General features: G+C 72.2%; 17 protein-coding genes and 1 pseudogene. 13 read left to right on the top strand and 5 right to left on the bottom strand.

From position 1 onward, the window contains the following. The 11 genes and pseudogenes from CCN39_RS00895 to CCN39_RS00845 all read left to right on the top strand — a co-directional run. A pseudogene (locus tag CCN39_RS00895) lies at positions 1–270 on the top strand (amino acid permease); the annotation flags it as partial. A gap of 12 nt (positions 271–282) precedes the next feature. Further along, positions 283–1,116 (top strand): urea amidolyase associated protein UAAP1, encoded by an 834-nt coding sequence (locus CCN39_RS00890; RefSeq protein WP_086837896.1) that lies wholly within the window; start codon positions 283–285, stop codon positions 1,114–1,116. Further along, on the top strand, positions 1,113–1,748 hold the full coding sequence (locus CCN39_RS00885) for an urea amidolyase associated protein UAAP2 (RefSeq protein WP_086837895.1): 636 nt from the start codon (positions 1,113–1,115) through the stop codon (positions 1,746–1,748). The genes CCN39_RS00890 and CCN39_RS00885 overlap by 4 nt, the downstream gene beginning before the upstream one ends. Further along, a complete protein-coding gene (uca, locus tag CCN39_RS00880; RefSeq protein ID WP_086837894.1) occupies positions 1,745–5,278 on the top strand; it encodes an urea carboxylase in 3,534 nt (1,177 codons plus the stop codon). The genes CCN39_RS00885 and uca overlap by 4 nt, the downstream gene beginning before the upstream one ends. Next, positions 5,275–6,879, top strand: coding sequence for an allophanate hydrolase (locus CCN39_RS00875; protein ID WP_086837893.1), 1,605 nt, complete (start codon positions 5,275–5,277; stop codon positions 6,877–6,879). The genes uca and CCN39_RS00875 overlap by 4 nt, the downstream gene beginning before the upstream one ends. 31 nt (positions 6,880–6,910) lie before the next feature. Continuing rightward, entirely contained in the window at positions 6,911–8,134 is a 1,224-nt protein-coding gene (locus CCN39_RS51475) for a hypothetical protein (protein WP_244210560.1), read from the top strand. Further along, a complete protein-coding gene (locus tag CCN39_RS51470) occupies positions 8,131–9,132 on the top strand; it encodes a hypothetical protein (RefSeq protein WP_244210559.1) in 1,002 nt (333 codons plus the stop codon). Before CCN39_RS51475 ends, CCN39_RS51470 begins: the two co-directional genes overlap by 4 nt. 60 nt (positions 9,133–9,192) lie before the next feature. After that, entirely contained in the window at positions 9,193–9,813 is a 621-nt protein-coding gene (locus CCN39_RS00860) for a DUF998 domain-containing protein (protein ID WP_086837892.1), read from the top strand. A 115-nt stretch (positions 9,814–9,928) separates the two neighbouring features. Then, on the top strand, positions 9,929–11,146 hold the full coding sequence (locus tag CCN39_RS00855; RefSeq protein ID WP_086837891.1) for a hypothetical protein: 1,218 nt from the start codon (positions 9,929–9,931) through the stop codon (positions 11,144–11,146). A 182-nt stretch (positions 11,147–11,328) separates the two neighbouring features. Then, positions 11,329–12,519 (top strand): thiolase family protein, encoded by a 1,191-nt coding sequence (locus tag CCN39_RS00850; protein ID WP_086837890.1) that lies wholly within the window; start codon positions 11,329–11,331, stop codon positions 12,517–12,519. After that, the gene (locus tag CCN39_RS00845; RefSeq protein ID WP_086837889.1) at positions 12,519–14,630 is read left to right on the top strand and encodes a 3-hydroxyacyl-CoA dehydrogenase NAD-binding domain-containing protein; all 2,112 of its coding nucleotides are present in this window, start codon (positions 12,519–12,521) and stop codon (positions 14,628–14,630) included. The genes CCN39_RS00850 and CCN39_RS00845 overlap by 1 nt, the downstream gene beginning before the upstream one ends. On the opposite strand, the gene CCN39_RS00840 is transcribed toward CCN39_RS00845, so the two are convergent. Next, positions 14,631–15,059 (bottom strand): hypothetical protein, encoded by a 429-nt coding sequence (locus tag CCN39_RS00840; RefSeq protein WP_244210558.1) that lies wholly within the window; start codon positions 15,057–15,059, stop codon positions 14,631–14,633. A 68-nt stretch (positions 15,060–15,127) separates the two neighbouring features. Between CCN39_RS00840 and CCN39_RS00835 the strand changes: the two genes are divergently transcribed. Further along, positions 15,128–16,663 carry a PHP domain-containing protein gene (locus CCN39_RS00835; protein WP_086837887.1) on the top strand — a complete coding sequence of 512 codons (1,536 nt, stop codon included), beginning with the start codon at positions 15,128–15,130 and terminating at the stop codon, positions 16,661–16,663. After that, positions 16,657–17,757, top strand: a complete 1,101-nt coding sequence (locus CCN39_RS00830) for an alpha/beta hydrolase (protein WP_086837886.1) — start codon at positions 16,657–16,659, stop codon at positions 17,755–17,757. The genes CCN39_RS00835 and CCN39_RS00830 overlap by 7 nt, the downstream gene beginning before the upstream one ends. Positions 17,758–17,916: 159 nt before the next feature. Here the strand turns inward: CCN39_RS00830 and CCN39_RS00825 are convergent, their stop codons facing one another. The 4 genes from CCN39_RS00825 to CCN39_RS00810 form a co-directional block, all read right to left on the bottom strand. Then, positions 17,917–19,041 (bottom strand): sensor histidine kinase, encoded by a 1,125-nt coding sequence (locus CCN39_RS00825; protein WP_086837885.1) that lies wholly within the window; start codon positions 19,039–19,041, stop codon positions 17,917–17,919. Beyond that, positions 19,038–19,718, bottom strand: coding sequence for a response regulator transcription factor (locus CCN39_RS00820; RefSeq protein ID WP_043781112.1), 681 nt, complete (start codon positions 19,716–19,718; stop codon positions 19,038–19,040). Before CCN39_RS00820 ends, CCN39_RS00825 begins: the two co-directional genes overlap by 4 nt. Positions 19,719–19,770: 52 nt before the next feature. After that, a complete protein-coding gene (locus CCN39_RS00815; RefSeq protein ID WP_086837884.1) occupies positions 19,771–19,950 on the bottom strand; it encodes a hypothetical protein in 180 nt (59 codons plus the stop codon). Between the two features lie 104 nt (positions 19,951–20,054). Then, on the bottom strand, positions 20,055–20,748 hold a 694-nt coding region (locus CCN39_RS00810; protein ID WP_143263871.1), incomplete at its 5' end, for a helix-turn-helix domain-containing protein.

Genomic DNA, 20,748 nt, shown 5'->3' with positions numbered 1-20,748 from the left:
GTGCACCGGCTGCGCGGGCGGTTCCCGGCCGAGCCGGGCCGGTTCTCCCTCGGGCGCTGGGGTGTTGCCCTGAACGGAGCAGCCGTTCTGTACGGCATCGGCATGATCGTGAACATCGGCTGGCCGCGTGCGGAGATCTACGATCTCGCCGGTTCGGGCTCCCCCTGGATGCTCCTGTTCCCGATAGAGTTCGTCGGCGGCGCGCTGGTGATCGGCTGGCTCTGCTGGCTGCGGCTGCGCCCCGCTCCCGCCCTCGAACCCGCGACCTGAGAGAGGACGACCATGAGCACCACCGCGACGACCTACGGAGCGCGCGACCACGCCCGCGCCCAGGCCGGCACCGTGGTCGACACGATGCCGTCGATCCCGGCGAGCACCTGGCCCGCCCCGCCGGCCGACGTCGCCCCCGAGGCGCTGACCTGGGCCGAAACCGTGGCCGGCGGCGGGTACACGCACAAGGTGCTGGCCCGGGGCACCCGGCTGCGGCTCACCGACGTCGACGGCGACGCGTGCGCGCACCTGCTGCTGTTCAACGCCGATCAGCCGTGGGAGCGGCTCAACGTCGCCGACACGGTCAAGGTGCAGTGGAACGCCTACCTCGGCGGGTCGGTGGCGCTGCTGTCGGACCAGGCGCGGGTGCTCGCCACCATCGTCGCGGACTCGAGCGAGCAGCACGACGCCCTCTGCGGTACGTCCACTGTGGACGGCAACACCGCGCGCTACGGCGACGGTGCCCCGGAAGGCCCCTCCCCCGCCGGGCTGCCGCTGTTCACCCTGGCCGCGGCGAAGAACGGCCTGGGGCCACGGGACCTGCCGCCGAGCCTGTCGTTCTTCCAGGGCGTGCGGGTCCAGCCGGAAGGCGGGCTGGAGTTCACCGGTTCGGCCGGCGCCGGCAAGGCCGTCGACCTCCGGATCGAGATCCCGTCGATCGTGCTGATCGCCAACGTCGCCCACCCGGTCGACCCGCGGCCCGACTACACGGTGACCAAGCTCGAAGTCCTCGCCTGGCGCGACCGCCCGACCACCCCGGACAGTCCGGAGTGGACACACACGCCGGAAGCGCAGCGCGCCTTCGAGAACACCGCCGACTACCTGACCGCACGGGGGATCGCATGAGCACGGCCTACGAGTCCCAGCTGGAAGTCAGCGTCGACGTTCCCGCGCGGGCGCCGTATTCGACGGTGCTGCAGCAGGGCCAGGAGCTGGCGATCATCGACCTCGGCGGCAACCAGGCCGTCGACTTCCTCTGCTACGACGCGAACGACACGTCGAAGCGCTACAGCGCGGCCGCGACGATCGCCGCGCAGGGCAACATCTTCCTCACCACCGGCAGTGTCCTGCGCACCCAGGAGGGCGCGCCGCTGCTGACCGTCGTCGCCGACACCTGCGGGCGCCACGACACGCTCGGCGGCGCGTGCAGCAAGGAGTCCAACAGCCTCCGCTACGGCCAGCACACCCGCCACCAGCACGCCTGCGTCGAGAACTTCCTCATCGAGGGCGCGAAGTGGGGGCTGGGCAAGCGCGACCTGGTCAGCAACGTCAACTGGTACATGAACGTGCCGGTCGAGGAAGACGGCACCCTCGGCATCGTCGACGGCATCTCGGCTCCGGGCCTGGAAGTCCGGTTGCGCGCCGAGACCGACGTGCTGGTGCTCGTCTCCAACTGCCCGCAGATCAACAACCCGTGCAACGGGTTCGACCCGACGCCGGTGCGGATGGTCGTCATCTCCCCGGGAGTCGCCGCGTGAGGCTGCTCGTCGCCAACCGCGGCGAGATCGCGGTCCGGATCCTGCGCAGCGCGAAGGAACTGGGTCTCGAAACCGTCGCGGTGCACTCCGACGCCGACCGCCTCGCCCCGCACGTGCGGCTCGCCGACCGGGCCGTCCGGCTCGGCCCGGCGCCCGCGGCGGAAAGCTACCTGCGGTCCGGTGCCATCATCCAAGCCGCTCTCGAGACCAGCTGCGACGCGATCCACCCCGGCTACGGTTTCCTCTCGGAGGACGCGGCGTTCGCGCGGGCCTGCGAAGACGCCGGGATCGCGTTCGCCGGGCCGTCGCCGGAACACCTGGAGGTGTTCGGCAGCAAGCACACCGCGCGTGACGCGGCGATCGCGGCGGGCGTGCCCCTGCTGGCCGGCACCGGCCTGCTGTCCGATGTGGACGAAGCGCTGGCGCGCGCGGCGGAAATCGGTTACCCGGTGATGCTCAAGGCGACCGGCGGCGGGGGCGGGATCGGGATGCGCGCCTGCGCGTCGCCGGCCGAGCTGCGCGCCGCCTGGGACACCGTGCGCAGCGTCGCGGCCAAGAGCTTCGCCAGCTCCGGCGTCTTCCTCGAACGCCTGGTGACCCGCGCGCGGCACGTCGAGGTCCAGGTGTTCGGCGACGGCTTCGGCGAAGTCCTCGCCCTGGGCACCCGCGACTGCTCGCTGCAGCGGCGCAACCAGAAGGTCGTCGAGGAGTGCCCGGCGCCGGACCTGCCCGACGCCGTCCGCAAGCAACTCGTCGACTCGGCCGTCGCACTGTGCTCGTCGGTGCGGTACCGCTCGGCGGGCACGGTCGAATACGTCTACGACCCCGAACGCGGCGAGGCGGCGTTCCTCGAGGTCAACACCCGGCTGCAGGTCGAGCACCCGGTCACCGAGGCGGTCTACGGCGTCGACCTGGTCGCCTGGATGCTCCGGCTCGCCCAAGGCGACCGCGCGATGTTCCGCGCGACGCCGGTCCCCCGCGGGCACGCCGTCGAAGCGCGCGTGTACGCCGAGGACCCGGGCGCCGGGCACCGGCCCAGCGCGGGCCTCGTCACCCGGGTCACGCTGCCCCCGGCCACGCGGGTGGACACGTGGGTCGAGCCGGGCACGACCGTCACCACGCACTACGACCCGTTGCTGGCCAAGCTGATCTGCACCGGCACCGACCGCGCCGAGGCACTGGCCAACCTCCGGGAAGCGCTCGCCGCGACCCGGTTCGACGGCGTGCAGACCAACCTCGGGCAGCTGCGGGCGGCAGCCGCCGACGCGGCGTTCGGCGCCGCGGCGCACGACACGTCCACTTTGGACGAGGTCACGGACGCGGAGCCGCGGATCGACGTCCTGCGCGGCGGGACCATGACGACCGTGCAGGACTGGCCGGGCCGCACCGGGTACTGGGCCGTCGGGGTGCCGCCGAGCGGGCCGATGGACGACCTTTCGCTGCGGCTGGGCAACCTCGCGCTCGGCAACCCCGAGGGCGCGCCCGGCCTGGAGTGCACTGTGGACGGCGTCGCGCTGCGGTTCTCCCACGCCACGCAGGTGTGCGTCACCGGTGCGCCGACGACCGTGCTCGTCGACGGCGCCGACGTTCCGTTGTGGACACCTGTCGAAGTGCCGGCGGGCGCGACCTTGGACGTCCGGGCGTGCACGGCCGGGCTGCGGAGCTACGTGCTGGTGCGCGGCGGCGTCGACGTGCCGGAGTTCCTCGGCAGCGCGGCGACGTTCACGCTGGGCAAGTTCGGCGGGCACGGCGGTCGCGCGCTGGCCGCCGGGGACGTCCTGCGGCCCGGGCCGGCGCCCGCGGACCCGGTCGTGGGGCCGGTACCCGCCGCCGAACGCCCGGGCTTCGCTCCCCACTGGACGATCGGCGCGCTCGAAGGCCCGCACGCGGCCCCGGAGTTCTTCACCCCGGATGACGTCGACACGTTCTACGCCACGGACTGGCAGGTGCACTTCAACTCGGCGCGCACCGGCGTCCGGCTCGTCGGGCCGCGGCCGCAGTGGGCACGGCCGGACGGCGGCGAAGCGGGCCTGCACCCGTCGAACATCCACGACACGCCGTACGCGATCGGCGCCGTCGACTACACCGGCGACCTGCCGATCCTGCTCGGCCCGGACGGGCCCAGCCTGGGCGGGTTCGTCTGCCCGGCGACGGTCGCCACCGGCGAGCGCTGGAAGCTCGGGCAGCTGCGGCCGGGCGACACCGTGCGGTTCGTGCCGATCGGCACCGACCACGCGGCGGCGCTGCGGAGGCGGCCGGTGTCGGCGGTCGAACCGAGCCGGCCCGCGCGTGCCGACGGCGGTGTCCTCACCCGGCTGTCCTCGTCGGACGAAGAACCGTCGGTCACCTACCGCCGCAGCGGCGACGACAACCTGCTCGTCGAGTACGGCGAGATGAAGCTCGACCTGGCGCTGCGGATGCGGGTGCACGCACTGGCCGAGCGGCTGACGGCCGAGGGCGTGCCGGGGATCGTCGACCTGACGCCGGGCATCCGGTCGCTGCAGGTGCACGTCGACCCGGACGCGCTGCCGGTCGGCAAGGCACTCGGGCTGGTGCGCGAGCTGGAGCGGGACCTGCCGCCGACGCACGACCTCGTGGTGCCGAGCCGCAGCGTCCGGCTGCCGCTGTCGTGGGACGACCCGGCGACGCGCGAGGCGATCGAGCGGTACATGACGGGGGTGCGCGACGACGCGCCGTGGTGCCCGTGGAACATCGAGTTCATCCGGCGGGTCAACGGATTGTCCACTGTGGACGACGTCTACCGGACGGTGTTCGACGCGGAGTACCTCGTGCTCGGCCTCGGCGACGTCTACCTCGGCGCGCCGGTGGCCACGCCCTTGGACCCGCGCCACCGCCTGGTGACGACGAAGTACAACCCGGCCCGGACGTGGACGGCGGAGAACTCCGTCGGCATCGGCGGCGCCTACCTCTGCATCTACGGCATGGAGGGCCCGGGCGGCTACCAGTTCGTCGGGCGCACGGTCCAGGTGTGGAACAGCTGGCGCGGCGGCGACCAGCCGTGGAACCTGCGGTTCTTCGACCGGATCTCCTGGTACCCCGTGTCGGCCGACGAGCTCCTGGACCTGCGGGCGCAGAGCGCGTCCGGAACGTTGGAACTCGACACCACCGAGGGCTCCTTCGCCCTGGCGGACTACCAGAAGTTCCTCGCCGACAACGCGGAGAGCATCGCCGGCTTCCGGGCCACGCAGTCGGCGGCGTTCGAAGCGGAACGGCAGGCGTGGGCCGCGGCGGGCGAGTTCGACCCGAAACCGGAGCCGGTCACCCGGCCGCCGGCCCGGGTCGAGGCACCGCCGGGCGGGCACGTCGTGGAGGCGCCGTTCGCGGCGACGGTGTGGCGGGTCGACGTCACCGCGGGCGAGCGCGTCGAGAACACGCAGTCGCTGGTGACGCTGGAAGCGATGAAAACGGAGGCGCGGATCCCCGCGCCGGCGAGCGGTGAGGTGGTCGAAGTGCTCGTGTCCCCCGGTGACCAGGTGGCCCCCGGTACGCCGTTGGTGGTGCTCGGATGAACGCCGCCGTCGAGCGGGTGCGCGCCGCGTACCGGCGGATCGAGCAGGTGGACCGGCCGGAGATCTGGATCGACCTGCGCCCCGAGGCCGACGTCCTGGCCGAGGCCGCGGCTCTTCCGGGACAGGGGTTGCCGCTGTACGGCAAGCTCGTGGCGGTCAAGGGCAACATCGACGTCGCCGGTCTGCCGACGACGGCGGGCTGTCCGGACTACGCGTACAAGCCGGAGGCCGACGCCGCGGTGGTGGCGCGGCTGCGAGCGGCCGGGGCTTTGGTGCTCGGCACGACCAACCTCGACCAGTTCGCGACCGGGCTGGTCGGCACGCGCAGTCCGTACGGCGCGGTCCGCAACGCCGTGGACCCGGCTTACGTCTCCGGCGGCTCCAGCTCGGGCTCGGCGGTCGCGGTCGCCCTCGGCATCGCGGACCTCGCGCTGGGTACGGACACGGCGGGCTCGGGACGGGTACCGGCGGCGTTCAACGGGATCGTCGGCCTGAAGCCGACTCCGGGCCTGCTGCCCACCGAAGGGGTCGTCCCGGCGTGCGCGAGCATCGACTGCGTGTCGCTGTTCGCGCGGACGGTCGAGGAAGCGTCGTTCGCGCTGACCTGCCTGGCCGAGCCCGCGCAGGTCCACACGGGACGGTTCCGGCTCGGCGTCCCGGCCCCGGACCAGCTGGGTCCCTTGGCTCCCGGCTGGGCGGAGGCGTTCGCGGCCGCCGTCGACGACTACGCCGCGGCGGGCGCCGAAGTGACCACTGTGGACATCTCGGCGTTCCTGGAGGCGGCGCAGCTGTTGTACGGCGGCGCGTTCGTCGCCGAGCGGTACACGGCGGTCGGCGAGTTCATCGACACCCACCCGGACGCGGTCGACCCGGTCGTGCGCTCGATCATCGGCCCGGCCCGGGACATCCCCGCGCACCGGCTGTTCGCCGACCAGGCGACGTTGGCGCGCCTGCGGGCGGAAGCACTGGTGGCGCTGGCCGGCGTCGACGCGATCCTCCTCCCGACGACGACCGAGCACCCGACGATCGCGGAGGTGGCGGCGGACCCGGTGGCGGTCAACGCCCGCCTGGGCCGGTTCACCAACGCCACCAACCTGTTCGGGCTGTCGGCCCTCTCCGTCCCGGCGGGCTCGGTGGCCGGACGCCCGTTCGGCGTGATGTTCCTCGGTGCCCCGCACGACGACCTGAAGCTGGCGGCTTTGGCGGGGTTGCGCCGCGAGCGCATCCCGATCGTGGTGGTCGGCGCACACCTGAGGGGCCAGCCGCTGAACCACGAGCTGACCTCCCGCGGCGGCCGGTTCGTGTCCGCGGTCTCGACGGCGGCCGCGTACCGGCTGTACGCGCTGGACACCGTGCCGCCGAAGCCGGGCCTGGTGCGGGTGGCGACGGGAGGGGTGTCGGTGGCCGCGGAGGTCTGGGAGCTCCCGGCACGCGGCTTCGGCGAGTTCGTGGCCGGAATCCCGGCCCCCCTGGCCATCGGCAAACTCGAACTGGCGGACGGCACGCGGGTGCCGGGCTTCCTCTGTGAGCCGGAGGCCACGGAGGGAGCGAAGGACATCTCGGCGAAGGGCGGCTGGCTGGCCCACCTCGGCGTCGGGTAAATCGGTTGCGGCGCCGGTCGACACTGAGGTGGTGAAAGCTTCTTCGTGCGGCCATCTCGCTCCGGCCGCCGGGGCGCGTGTCTGCGCCCACCTCACCACCGACAACGGACCCGAGTGCTTCCGCGTGCTCACCGGCGTCGCAACCCGGTACGACCTGCTGTGCAAGACCTGCGCCGACGCTGACACCGCGGAGCTCGTCGACGCGTGCGCCGGCTGCTTCGACCGCGCCGAAGGGCTGGCCCGCCTCGGCTGGCGCGGCTCGCCCGAGGTCCTGCTGCGGGACCGGGACCTCGGCGGCACCTGGACGACCACGGCCTGCCCGGTCACCCCGCTCAACGACCGGTGCCTCGCGGCCTTGCCGGACGGCTGGCTCGCCTGGACCGCCGACGGCCTGGTCGCGCTCGAGCCGACGCCCCGGCACGTCTCCGTCGTGGACCTCCCCCCGGATTCCTCGCCGACGGGGCAGGCACCCGCACCGGCGCTGCACACCGCCACCGACGGCCGGTTCGCCGCCGCGGTCACCGACTACGGCCGGTACGGCACGGTCGTCGACCTCGCCTCGGGCGCGGTCGCGCTGGCACTGGACCGCCAGGACTACCACACCGGAACGGTCCGCTTCCCCGTCGCGTTCCTCGGCCCGCTCGTCGTCGCCGCCACCGATTGGAACCGGCTGGACGCCTTCGACACGGCCACGGGCCGGCTGCTCACCGAGCGCGTCACGACGCACGAGGAGAACCCCGAGCACTACCTCGACTACTTCTTCGGCGAGCTGCTGCCGAGCCCGTCCGGACGGTCCCTGCTCGTGGACGGCTGGGTCTGGCAGCCCGAGGGGATCCCGCTGGTGCTCGACTGCGCGGCCTGGCTCGCCGGCGACCGGCACGCACCCGAACACGGCCAGGCGCTCGCGTTCCGCGATCCGTGGGACGTGCCGATGGCCTGGGTGGACGACGAAACCGTCGCCCTGCAACGGATCGGCGACGACCTGCCGATCGACGGCATCCAGCTCCACGACGCGCGGACCGGGCGCCGCACCGGGATGTTCGCCGGGCCCGCCGGGCGGATGTGGGGACACGGCGGGCTGCTGCACGTCGCCGCCGAAGCCGGGCTCGAGGTCTGGGACCCCGCCGAAGGCGCGCGGATCGGGCTCCTCGAAGGCTTCGCGCCCATGGCCCATCGCGACGGCGTCTTCGCCGAACTCCGCAACGATCGGCTCCGGACCTGGACAGCGCCCCGGCCGAGGACGGCGAAAGCGTGACCACCGAGTACACACCGGCCGGAGACCTCGGCGGCACCTGGTCGGCCCGCCCCTGCCCGGTGCGGCCGCTGAACGACGGCTGCCTGGCGCCGATGCCCGGGCACTGGCTCGCGCTCACGGCGGAGGGCTTCGTGCGGATCACCGACGACGACCAGTGGCTCGTCGGGCCGGTCGAGCTGCCCGAAGAGAACCCTGTGGACATCCGCGACATCCCGGACCGCCCCCGCCACGGCCTGCACACCTCGCGGGACGGGCGGTTCGCGGCGGTGGTCTCGGACTACGGCCAGTTCGCCACGGTCGTCGATCTCGACGAGTGGGTCACTGTGCTCGACCTCGACCGGGACTGGATGGACGACGAGCTCACCCGGTACCCGCTGGCCTTCCTCGGCGAAGGCGAGACGGCGAAGGTGGTCGCGGGTACGGACTGGAACCGCCTGGACGTGTTCGCCCTGCCCGGCGGGGAGCTGCTGACCGACCGCGAAACCGCGCCACGGGAACGCGGGCGGCCGGCACCCGAGCACTACCTCGACTACTTCCAGGGCGCACTCCACCCGAGCCCGTCGGAGCGGTGGCTCGTCACCGACGGCTGGGCCTGGCACCCCGTCGGCATCCCCCTGGCCGTCGACCTCACCGCCTGGCTGGGCGGCGACCGGCACGCGGCTGAACACGGACGCCACCTCGCCGACCGCGGCAACACCTGGGACACCCCGATCGCCTGGCTGGACGACAACACCGTCGCGCTGCAGGACATCGACGGCATCGAACTGCGCGACGCCGCGACCGGGCGCCTCACCGGGTCCTTCATCGGGCCGGTCGGGCGGATGTGGGGTCACGGCGGCCTGCTGTACGTCGCCGCCGAAGCCGGGCTGGAGGTCTGGGACCCGGCCGAAGGCGCGCGGATCGGGTTCGCCCCCGGATTCCACCCCATCGCCCACCGCGACGGCACCTTCGCCGAGCTGCGTAACGATCAGCTGAGGACTTGGACAACTCCGCGGTAACAAGCCTCACCCCGGGGCACCTTGCTGCCGATCCACCTCAGTGAACCCCCGGAGGCGGCCATGACCACGGCGACCACATCCCCGCAGAACACCCTCGTCCACTCGTACCTGTTCCTCCGGCGCGCCATCGGGCTCATCGGCGTCGCCCTGCCGGTCGTGCTCATCCTCGGCAAGCAGCTCGTCCAGGGCGGCGACCTCATCGGCGCCCTGAGCGGCTACTACTACACCGACCTCCGGGACGTCCTCGTCGGCGCCATGTGCGCGGTCGGGGTGTTCCTCCTCGCCTATTACGGCCACGACTACGTCGACAACATCGCCAGCACGGTCGCCGGGCTGGGCGCGATCGGCCTGGCGCTGTTCCCCGCCACCCCCGACCACGACGTGACGGCCTGGGACCGCACCGCGGGCGTCCTGCACCTCGCGTTCGCGGCGGTGTTCTTCCTCTCCCTCGCCTACTTCTGCCTGAGGTTGTTCCCCCACGACGGCGAGCAGCCGGAGAAGTACGGCGCCCTCTACCGCGTCTGCGGCGGCGTGATCCTCGCCTGCCTGGTGCTGATCGCCCTGGCCAAGTACCTCGGGCTCACGCCGGACCTGCACCCGGCACTGTGGCTGGAGGCCATCGCCGTGGAGGCGTTCGGCGTCGCCTGGCTCGTGAAAGGACGATCGCTGGAGCCCCGGTGACGGCGGCCGCCTCCTGGCCGCCGATCGAGTGAACGTCCCGCTCGTTCGTCCGACCTGCGCAACAACGATGACGCGCAGCACGACATGGGCAGAAATGCCACGAGAAGGGCAGCTCATGAACCTCGCGCTCTTGATCAGCGCTTCGAGCCTGCTGATCGCCGCGACGACGTTCGTGATCAACTGGCGGAAGTCCGCCGGAGAGGTGAACGCCCAGCAGCTGGACGACGTGCTGGACCACGTCCGCGCCCACTATGCGCAGCTCAACGTCGCTTCGCGAGAAGCGGCTCGGGCCCAGTGGACGGGCACCCTGCCCATTCTGACCAAGCCCGGATGGTTGTTCACCCCACCCGTGCCGTTGGCCTCCGTGAACCTGACCCTCCTCGAGCCGGTCGAGGAGGACCTCGAGCTGAAGCGAACCCTCGCCAAGGCGGCACGAGCGCTGCCGGGAATCCGAGGGGTCCGCTCGTTCTCCAGCTACACCGAAGCGCTCAAGAAGCTCGATCGCCTGGGCTCCCTGTACAACGGCCGGATCTACCGGGTTCTCAGCGTCCACACCGAGGCAAGGCGGCTGGACCTGACCTTCTCGACCGGGAGCTATTTCGACCACTTGAACACGTCGCTGGTTCTCACCCTGGAGGCAGCGGCTCGCCACCTCGCCGGCCGCAGGAACATCCTCACGGGGCGGTACCGCCGCTGGCTCCACGACCCGTTCGAGATCCACCGCCGATCACCCGGTCTCGGCGTCAACACCTTGACCATTCGCCGAAGCCCCGGCCTGTCCACTTTTTTCCTCCACCGGCGAGACGGGAGCTTCGTGGCGGAAGGACCGGACATCGTCCACGTCATCCCAGCGGGCGAGTTCACCCCTTCGGACATCGGCCTCGGCGCGATCCGGCAAGACTTCGACCTGTGGAAGAACATCATGCGCGAGTACGGGGAGGAGTTCCTGAACGTCGAGGAGGCTTACGGCCGCGGCGGCCGCCCCATCGACTACCGGCGCGAGGAACCCTTCCACCGCCTCGACGAGGCCTACCGCCGGGGTGAACTGACCGTCCGGGTGTTCGGCTTCGGTCTCGACCTGCTCGACTGGAAACCCAGCCTCTACACCGTGGCCGTGATCGATGCCCCGGCCTTCGACCGGCTCTTCGCCGGGATGGTCCCGACCGGACCGGAAGGAACCGTCATCGTGGGGCCCGAGGGGCACGGCATCCCCTTCACCGAAGAGAACATCCGCCTCTACGCCGACAACCCGGGCACCGTCAACGCCGGAGCCGTCTGCCTCGAGCTCGCGTGGCGCCACCGCGAGGCGCTGGGCGTGGCTCCCTCTTCGTGACCGGTGTTCCGGGCGCCGAATCCCGGTCCTCGGAGCCCCAGAGTGTGCCGTAGCCCACTCGACCGGGCCACACCACTGGTTACCGGTGGGTAACAAGGGCTATCGTGCGGCTAACAACGTCTACCTCATGGAGCACATTCGTGGCCGCACCAGCAACGCCGCTCGCGCCGACCGCGCGAGGCGTGCGCACCGTCGCCTTCGTCGAGGGGGTCCGCACCCCCTTCGGCAAGGCCGGCGACAAGGGCATGTACGCCGGGACCCGAGCCGACGACCTGGTCGTCAACGCCATCCGCGAGCTGCTGCGGCGGCACCCCGAACTGCCGCCCGAGCGCGTCGACGAGGTGGCCATCGCCGCCACCACCCAGACCGGTGACCAGGGCCTGACCATCGGCCGCACCGCCGCGCTGCTGGCCGGGCTGCCCAAGTCCGTGCCCGGCTTCGCCATCGACCGCATGTGCGCCGGCGCCATGACGGCCGTCACGACCGCCGCGTCCGGTATCGGCTTCGGGGCCTACGACATCGCCATCGCCGGCGGTGTCGAGCACATGGGCCGTCACCCGATGGGTGAAGGTGTCGACCCGAACCCGCGGATCATCGCCGACAAGCTCGTCGACCCCACCGCGCTGGTCATGGGCCAGACCGCCGAGAACCTGCACGACCGGTTCCCCGCGATCACCAAGCAGCGCACCGACGCCTACGCCGCGCGCAGCCAGGAGCGCTACGCCGAAGCCGTCAAGACCGGCAAGATCGGCCCCGAGCTGGTCCCGGTCGCCACCCGCTCGAAGGAGCTCGGCTGGGGCCTGGCCACCGAGGACGAGCCGCCGCGGCCGGGCACCACGGTCGAGCAGCTGGCGAACCTCAAGACGCCGTTCCGCCCGTTCGGCCGGATCACCGCGGGCAACGCGGCCGGCCTCAACGACGGCGCCACCGCGTCGATCCTCGCCGACGAGGACACCGCCCGCGAGCTGGGCCTGCCGGTCGCGATGCGGCTGGTCGGCTACTCCTTCGCCGGCGTCGAGCCGGAGGTCATGGGCATCGGCCCGGTGCCGGCCACCGAAAAGCTGTTCAAGCGCACCGGCCTGTCGATCGACGACATCGGCCTGTTCGAGATCAACGAGGCCTTCGCCGTGCAGGTGCTGGCCTTCCTCGACCACTTCGGCATCGACGACGAAGACCCGCGCGTCAACCAGTGGGGCGGCGCGATCGCGTGCGGCCACCCGCTGGCCTCGTCCGGCGTCCGGCTCATGACGCAGCTGGCCCGCCAGTTCGCCGAGCGGCCCGACGTGCGGTACGGCATGACCACGATGTGCATCGGCATCGGCATGGGCGGCACCGTGATCTGGGAGAACCCGGCCTTCGAGGGGGCGAAGTAATGACTTTCACCGCTGAAGAAGCGAAGGCCGCGTTCCCGGACGAGGTCGTCACGGTCGCGAAGACCCGCCTGATCAAGGTGCCCGGCCTGGCGAAGCAGGTCGCGCTGATCACGCTCGACAACGGCCACGACCACACCCGGCCGAACACCTTCGGCCCGCAGGGCCTGGTGTCCCTGAACGCCGCGCTGGACGAGGCGTTCGCCGCCGAGCCGGCCGCGATCGCCGTCACCGGCAAGCCGTTCATCTTCGCCGTCGGCGCCGACCTGTCGGGCGTCGAGTCCGTCAGCGACCCGAAGCTGGCGCGCGAGATCGCCCAGACCGGGCACGACGTGTTCCGCCGCCTCACCGAGTCGAAGATCCCGACCTTCGGGTTCATCAACGGCGCGGTCATGGGCGGTGGCCTCGAGCTGGCGCTGTCCTGCCACTACCGGACGCTGTCGGAGAACACCGCCGCCATCGCGTTCCCCGAGGTCTTCCTCGGCCTGTTCCCGGGCTGGGGCGGCACGCAGCTGCTGCCGAACCTGATCGGCGCGGACGCCGCCGTCACGGTGATCATCGAGAACGCCCTGGCGCAGAACAAGATGCTCAACGTCAAGCAGACGGCCGAGCTCGGCATCGTCGACGCGGTCTTCGGCTCGGCCGACTACCTCGAGCAGTCGCTGCTGTGGCTGGCTCGCGTGGTCAACGGCGAGATCACGCCGGAACGCCGCGAGATCGACCGCGGTTCGGCCTGGGACGCGGCCATCGCCCGCGCCAAGTCCATTGTGGACGGCCGCACGCACGGCGCGTCGCCGGGCGCGACGAAGGCCGTGGAGCTGCTGGAGCTGGCGCGCGAAAACGACCTCGACCGCGGCTACGCGGCCGAGACCGACGACCTCGCCGAGCTGCTCATGTCCGACGTCCTGCGCGCCGGGCTGTACTCGTTCAACCTGGTCAACAAGCGCGCCAAGCGCCCGGCCGGCGCACCGGACAAGTCCCTGGCGCGCAAGGTGAACAAGGTCGGCATCGTCGGCGCCGGCCTGATGGCCAGCCAGCTCGCGCTGCTGTTCGTCCGGCGCCTGAAGGTGCCGGTCGTGCTCACCGACGTCGACCAGGAGCGCGTCGACAAGGGCGTCGGCTACGTCCACGCCGAGATCGACAAGCTGCTGGGCAAGAAGCGCCTCTCCCCGGACGGCGCGAACCGGCTCAAGGCGCTCGTCACCGGCTCGCTCGACAAGGCCGCGTTCTCCGACGCCGACTTCGTCATCGAAGCCGTCTTCGAGGAGCTGGGCGTCAAGCAGCAGGTGTTCGCCGAGCTGGAGCAGCACGTCAAGCCCGAGGCGATCCTGGCGACGAACACCTCGTCGCTGTCGATCACCGCGATGGCGTCGAAGCTGCAGCACCCCGAGCGGGTCGTGGGCTTCCACTTCTTCAACCCGGTCGCCGTGCTGCCGCTGCTGGAGATCGTCCGCGGCGAGCGGACCGACGACGCTGCGCTGGCGACGGCGTTCTCGGTCGGCAAGCAGCTGAAGAAGTCGAGCGTGCTGGTGAAGGACGCTTCGGCGTTCGTCGTCAACCGGCTGCTGCTGCGCTTCCTCGGCGAGGTGCTGGTCACCGTCGACGAGGGCACACCGTTCGACGTCGCGGACAAGGCCCTCGAGCCGCTGGGCCTGCCGATGACGCCGCTGACGCTGATGCAGCTCGTCGGTCCGGCCATCGCGCTGCACGTCGGCGAGACGCTGCACGAATCCTTCCCGGACCGGTTCACCGTGTCCGAGAACCTCGCGAAGTTCGTCAAGGCGGGCAAGAAGGGCGTCTGGATCTGGGACGCGCAGGGCAACGCCACGGTGGACCCGGAGGTCGCCGAGCTGTGGACCCAGGGTGACCAGCCGTCCACTTCGGAGCAGGTGCGCGACCGGGCGCTCTCGGCCATCGCCGAGGAGATCCGGATCATGCTCGACGAGGGCGTGGTCGCCGAGGCGCAGGACATCGACCTGTGCCTGATCCTCGGCGCGGGCTGGCCGTTCTGGAACGGCGGCATCACGCCGTACCTGGACCGCTCCGGCGTGTCCGAGCGCGTGAACGGCAAGCCGTTCCTCGCCCCGGGCGTGGCTTCGGTCCCGACGGCGTAGCTAGTACTCGCCCTCTCTCGGGCACTTCGGCGGCGGCGCAGTGAGGTTCAGCTGCGCCGCCGTCGCGTCGGAGTCGATCACCGTGACCCGCTCGGCGGTCCGGTAACGGGCGTGCAGCTCCTGCGCCCACGCCTTCAGCTCGGTGCCCGGGACGGCGAGCAGCGAGACCGACGGCGGGTCCACGAAGACCCGCCGGGCCTTCGGGTCGTCGCGCAGCACCGGCACCGCGGCCCGCATGTCCTCTTCGGACGAAAACGTCACCACGACCGCCGCGCACAGCGTGTGCCCGGCCAGCGGGGCCGGGTTCGTGTCGACCGGCAGCTCGGGCGGCCGGACCAGCGCGGCGATGAAGAACGCCAGCCCGGCGCCTGCGGCCAGTGCCAGCGCGATCACCGGCAGCAGCACCCGGGTCAGGGGTTTCTCCTCCACACCGAAGATCACAGCACAGTTGGCCGCCGGGACACCGCCCGTTCACCCCGGCGGCTTAGCGTCCCGCCGTGACCACCGATCGACGCCGCTTCCTCAAGGGTGCCGGCCTCGCGGCCGCCGCCGCGGGCGTGCCCCTCCCGGCTCCCGCTCTCCCCGATCTCGACCTGGGCCGGTTGTGCGGCCGCTACCAGTGGCTGGTCGGCGACCACCACACGCACAGCCAGTACTCGTACGACGCGATGTACCGGATCGACGACATCGCGCGCGGCGGTCGGGCGCACGGCGCGGACTGGATCGTCTTCACCGACCACGGCCACGCCGAGCACGAGAAGGTGTCGGTCGAGCCCACCGAGGCGGACTTCCTCGCCGCCCGGCGGAAGTACCCGGACCTGCTGCTGTGGCACGGCATGGAGTGGAACGTCCCGGGCGCCGAGCACGCGACCGTGTTCTTCCAGGCCGGTTCGGCACAGGCGGCCAAGCTGCGCGAGTTCGAGCGGGCCTTCGACTGGCGGCTGACGAACTCGGAGGCGTCGAGCCCGGCGAACGAGGCTCTCGCGCTGCGGGCGTTGCGCTGGCTCGCTTCGGAGGAGCAGGCGAAGCGCATCCATGCGCCCGTCGTGCTGATCAACCACCCGCTGCGCAACGGCCGCGTCGCCCCGCACGAGCTGCGGGCCTACCGCGACGCCGCGCCGGGCATCGTCATCGGCATGGAGGGCGCGCCCGGCGCCCAGGCGGACGGCTTCCCCGAGCCGCTCGGCAACGGCGGCGCGCGCGGCGGCTACGTCAACGCCCCCGGCCCGAACTCGTGGCCGGGCTTCCCGGCCGAGGCGTACCGCACGCACGGCGGCTGGGACTGGGCGACGGCGAAGGTCGGCGGGCTGTGGGACTCGCTGCTCGCCGAGGGGAAGCCGTGGTGGGTCACCACGAACTCCGATTCGCACTACAATCGCGGGGACACGCTGGTCCGCCCGGACGTGCCGGGTGACTGGTACGACACGCACGGCAAGTTCCCCGACCCCCTCGACACCGGCACGCCGCAGCTGCTCGCGCCGTACGCCGACTTCTACCCGGCCGAGTTCAGCCGCACGTACGTCGGCGTCACGCGGCGCAGCCTCGAAGGCGTCCTGGACGGCCTGCGGGCGGGCCGGATCTGGGGTTCGCACGGCGGCCTGGTCCAGGAGCTCGAGGTCGGCGCGTACGGCGGTGGTGCCTCGGCGACGCTGGGCGGCCGCTTGCGGGTGCGGCGGCGGTCGGACGTCACGGTCGTGGTGCGGGCGCGGCTGGCGGACCGGCCGAACGGCGGCGGTTCGGTGCCGCGGCTGGCGCGCCTGGACGTCGTCGCGGGCCCGGTCACCGGCCCGGCCACCGACCGCGACACGATGACCGCACCGGGCACGCGGGTCGTGGAGTCGTTCGAGCCGCGCTGGGCGCCGGGGCGGCAGGTGGTGTTCCGGCACACCTTCCGGAACGTGCGTTCGCCGTTCTACCTGCGCCTCCGGGGCTCGAACGGCGACACCGAGCCCACTCCGGACGTCGTCGGCCAGGCGAACCCGTTCGAGGACTTGTGGTTGTACGCGAACCCGATTTTTGTGGACCTGTGCTGAATGGACTCTCCCGGCGGCTGCTCGTCCGGTCGATCATGGCCGGGTTGCGGTTCCTGCTGCGGTTGCCCTCGCCCGTGCTGCGCGTGATCGCCGGCCGTCCGGTGGTGGTCGACGGGCGGCAGCCGGTCGTGTCCGCCCGCGTGCTGATCCGGGTGTCCCGGCTGGCGCCGTTCGACGCACCACACCGGAACGGCAGCCTGGCGCGGGCCCGGACCGAGCTCGACCTGGCCGGTGCGCTGGCCGGCGCCGGGATCTGCCCCGGCGTCCGGACCCGCGACGCGTCGTGGCCCGGGCCGGGCGGGCCGCTGCCGCTGCGGTGGTACGAACCGGAGGGCGTCCCGGCGCCCGGCCCGGCGATCGTGTACTTCCACGGCGGCGGGTTCGTGCTCGGCAGCATCGACACGCACGAAGGCGCGTGCCGGCTGCTGGCCGAGGAAGCCGGGGTGCGGGTGGTGTCGATCGGCTACCGGCTCGCCCCGGAACACCCGTTCCCGGCGGCGGCTTCGGACGCGCTCGCGGCGTTCTCGTACGTCTTCTCGCACGCGGCGGAGTTCGGCGTCGACCCGGCCCGCCTGGCGGTGGGCGGCGACAGCAGCGGCGGCAACCTGGCGGCGGTGGTCGCGCACGCGTCGGCCCGCGGCGAGCTGCCCCGGCCCGCGTTCAGCCTCCTGCTCACCCCGGCGACGGACGCGCTCGGCGCATCGCTGTCGCATCGCCAGTTCGGCTCGGGCTTCCGTCTCGACCGGGACGAATGGGCCTGGTACCGCGACCAGTACCTGCGAGACCCGGCCTTCTACCGGGATCCCCGCGCATCGGTCCTCTACGACGAGACCCTCGACGGCCTCCCCCCGACGTTCGTGGCCACGTGCGGCTTCGACCTCCTCCGCGACGAAGGCGAGGCCTACGCAAACCGCCTCGCCTCGGCGGGAGTCCCCTTGGTCCACCGACGTCACGAAGGCCAGCTCCACGGCTTCGCCAACCGAGTAGGCGTAGACCCGGACGCCCGCGCCGCCATGCTCCACGCGGCGGGAGTCCTCCGCGCCGCCCTCGCCCTCACCCCACCCCGTGATCAGAAACGGATCCCACGTGATTGAGCCCCGATCTCGCGTGATTGAGCACGGATCTCGCGTGATTGAGCACGGATCTCGCGAGTTCCGCCCCCAATCACGCGAGTCCGGGCTCCAATCACGCGAGATCCGGCTCCAATCACGTGAGTTCCGCCGCTGATCACGGTGAAGCCGGGTGGCGCTCGGTCAGCGGACCGGGAGGTGGACCGTGACGGCGAGGCCGCCGCCCACGATGGGCTCGGCCGTGACCGTTCCACCGTGGGCCGCCACCGCCGCGCGGACGATCGAGAGGCCCAGACCGGCGCCGTGGCGGGCCGTGCGGGCCACGCCCGCCCGGCGGAACGGCTCGAACAGCTCCGGTACCGCCGCCGGGTCGACCAGGCCGCCCGACGACCGGACGCGCAGCATCGACCACCGCGGCCCCGGCTGGGTGACGACCTCCAGCCAGCCGCCCTCGACGTTGTGGCGGACCGCGTTCTCCAGCAGGTTGCCCGCGATCCGCTCCAGCAGCGCCGGATCACCGAACGCCGGCGCCGGCACCACCGCGAACGTCGCCCGGATCCCGCGCTTCTCGGCTTCGCGGTGGACCGCGCGCCACGCCCGGTCGATCACCACCGCCAGATCCACCGGCTCGCGCACGCCGAGCCCGGCGCCGTCGGTGCGGGCCAGCAGCAGCAGGGAGTTGACCAGCTGCCCGGCGCGCTCGGTCGCGTCCCGGACCACGCCGGCCATCCGGCGCAGCTCGGCTTCGTCGGCGTCGTCGTCGGACAGGGTGACGTCGAGTTCCGTGCGGATCACCGACAACGGCGTCCGCAGCTCGTGACTCGCGTTGGCGACGAAGTGGCGTTGCGCGTCGAACGCCGCCTGGAGCCGGTCGAGCATGTCGTCGAACGTGCTCGCCAGCTCGGCCAGCTCGTCGCGGGAACGGAGCTCGCCGATCCGCTCCCCCAGCGACTCGACCGACAGCCGCCGCGCGGTGCCGGTGATCTCGCGCAGCGGCAGCAGCACGCGCGAGGTAAACGTCCAGGCGAGGATCGCCGCGGCCGCCACCACCAGCAGGAACGCGATCGAGCCGAACAGCAGCATCCGGTCGCGGGCGTGCACCCGCAGGTGCTCGGCGAGCGTCGAGGCGTCGACCGTGACGCCCTCGACGACCACCGTGCTGCCCGGCGGCATCTGCGGGACGGCGTCGAGCGAGTCCCGCACCAGCGTCCAGGCCAGCCAGAGCAGCAGCAGGCTGACGGCGGCGACCAGCACGGTCGCCAGCAGCGTGATCCGGGCGCGGAGGGTGCGGGTGCCCGGCAGGTTCACGCGCGCTGCGGTGTGCCGGGTTCCGGCACGCGGTACCCGGAGCCGACGACGGTCTCGATGATCCCCGGCTCGCCGAGCTTCTTGCGCAGCGTCATGACGGTGACCCGGACGGTCGTGGTGAACGGATCGGCGTTCTCGTCCCAGACGCGTTCCAGCAGTTCCTCGCTGCTGACGACGGACCCGGCGGCCTGCAGCAGGACCTCGAGGACGCCGAATTCCTTGCGCGTCAGCTCGACCGGCCCGCTGGCGCGCCGCACGGTCCGCTTGGCCGGGTCCAGTTCGACGTCGCCGGCGGTGAGCAGCGGCGGCGCGGCCGGCGTCGCCCGGCGGCCCAGCGCCCGCACCCGCGCGACCAGCTCGGGAAAGGCGAACGGCTTCGCGAGGTAGTCGTCGGCGCCGAGCGACAGCCCGTCGACGCGGTCGGACACCGAGCTGCTCGCGGTGAGCATGAGCACCCGGGTCAGTTCCCCGGACGCGACGATCTCCCGGCACAGCTCGTCGCCGGACATCCCGGGCAGGTCCCGGTCCAGCAGCACGACGTCGTACCGGGTGACGGCGGCCTTCTCGTGCCCGTCGTCCCCGGTGAGCGCGACGTCCACCGCCATCCCCTCACGGCGCAGCCCGCGGGCGATCGCGTCGGCCAGGGGTTCTTCGTCCTCGACTACCAAAACTCGCACCAGCCCACAATCCCATATTTTCCTGAGAGTGCCCTTTAAGGACCGGGTGCGGTCAGTAAGTCTTCCGCTGCCTCGCCCAAGCGAGGAAGTCCGCCTTCGACGCAAAGGTGCGATTGCGATCGATCGTGGTGCCGTTGCTGTCCTCGATGGTGGCGCCGGTCATCTTCCCGCCGGACACCTGGCCGGTCGCCTTGATGTGGGTGATGGGCTCGATCCAGCCTTCCAGACCCATGCTCGTCCTTTCCGGAACCGTTTAGGTACGCAAGCCGAGTCGACGCCGGGCCTGCGCGTGTTACGGGCAGCAGGAGGACGTAACGGCGTCGAGACACCGAACCGCTAAGCCTCGTCCGGTGCACCCGCCCAGCGCAGCGCGAACCACAACCGCATCCGGACCTCGGGGTCCGCCAGATCCACCCCCAACGCCTTCTCCACCTGGGCAATCCGGTGCCGGACGCTGTTGCGGTGGACGCCCAGCTCCGCCGCCGTCGGTTCCCAGGCGCCGTGGTGGGCCAGCCATGTCCGCAGGGTCAGCACCAGCGCGCGGTCCCCCGCCTGATCGAGCGCCACCAGCGGCTCCAAGGCCCTCGATGCGAATCCGCGGGAGGCGTCCGGATCCAGCAGCGCGTCGAAATCCAGCGGCGAATCTCCCGCCACGACCGGGCGGCCGAGCGCGAGCGCCCGCGCAAGCAGCAGCTCCATTTCCGCCGAAGCCGCGGCCACCCGGGCGGCGGGCACCGGCGAGCCCACGGCCGCGAGCCAGCCGGACGCCCGCAAGTCGTCCAGCCGCGGAACCGACCCGACGATGGCCACGAAAGACGGACCGGGGAGCACCGAAACCAGGGGTGTGTCCAGCCGCGCCCGGAGCCAGTCCGGGCGCCGGGCCACCTCATCGGGACCCCGCCGAAACGCCGCGCCCGCGACCAGCCGGACGACGTCCGTCCCCAGCAGCGACCGGGCCGCGGCCCCGGGGGACACCCGGCCGAGCAGCAGGCCGGTGGCCGCCGCACCCAGCTCGGCCGCGTCCGAGCCC

It is taken from the genome of Amycolatopsis kentuckyensis, from assembly GCF_002155975.1.
Lineage (GTDB): Bacteria > Actinomycetota > Actinomycetes > Mycobacteriales > Pseudonocardiaceae > Amycolatopsis > Amycolatopsis kentuckyensis.
Note: the sequence above shows the minus strand (reverse complement) of the source record. Positions and strands in the feature narration are given on the sequence as shown.

What these genes read in the sequence shown, in the direction of transcription:
- CCN39_RS00890 (WP_086837896.1), top strand. Translation starts at nt 283, where the DNA reads ATGAGCACCACCGCGACGACCTACGGAGCGCGCGACCACGCCCGCGCC.
- CCN39_RS00885 (WP_086837895.1), top strand. Translation starts at nt 1,113, where the DNA reads ATGAGCACGGCCTACGAGTCCCAGCTGGAAGTCAGCGTCGACGTTCCC.
- CCN39_RS00875 (WP_086837893.1), top strand. Translation starts at nt 5,275, where the DNA reads ATGAACGCCGCCGTCGAGCGGGTGCGCGCCGCGTACCGGCGGATCGAG.
- CCN39_RS00860 (WP_086837892.1), top strand. Translation starts at nt 9,193, where the DNA reads ATGACCACGGCGACCACATCCCCGCAGAACACCCTCGTCCACTCGTAC.
- CCN39_RS00855 (WP_086837891.1), top strand. Translation starts at nt 9,929, where the DNA reads ATGAACCTCGCGCTCTTGATCAGCGCTTCGAGCCTGCTGATCGCCGCG.
- CCN39_RS00845 (WP_086837889.1), top strand. Translation starts at nt 12,519, where the DNA reads ATGACTTTCACCGCTGAAGAAGCGAAGGCCGCGTTCCCGGACGAGGTC.
- CCN39_RS00815 (WP_086837884.1), bottom strand. Translation starts at nt 19,950, where the DNA reads ATGGGTCTGGAAGGCTGGATCGAGCCCATCACCCACATCAAGGCGACC.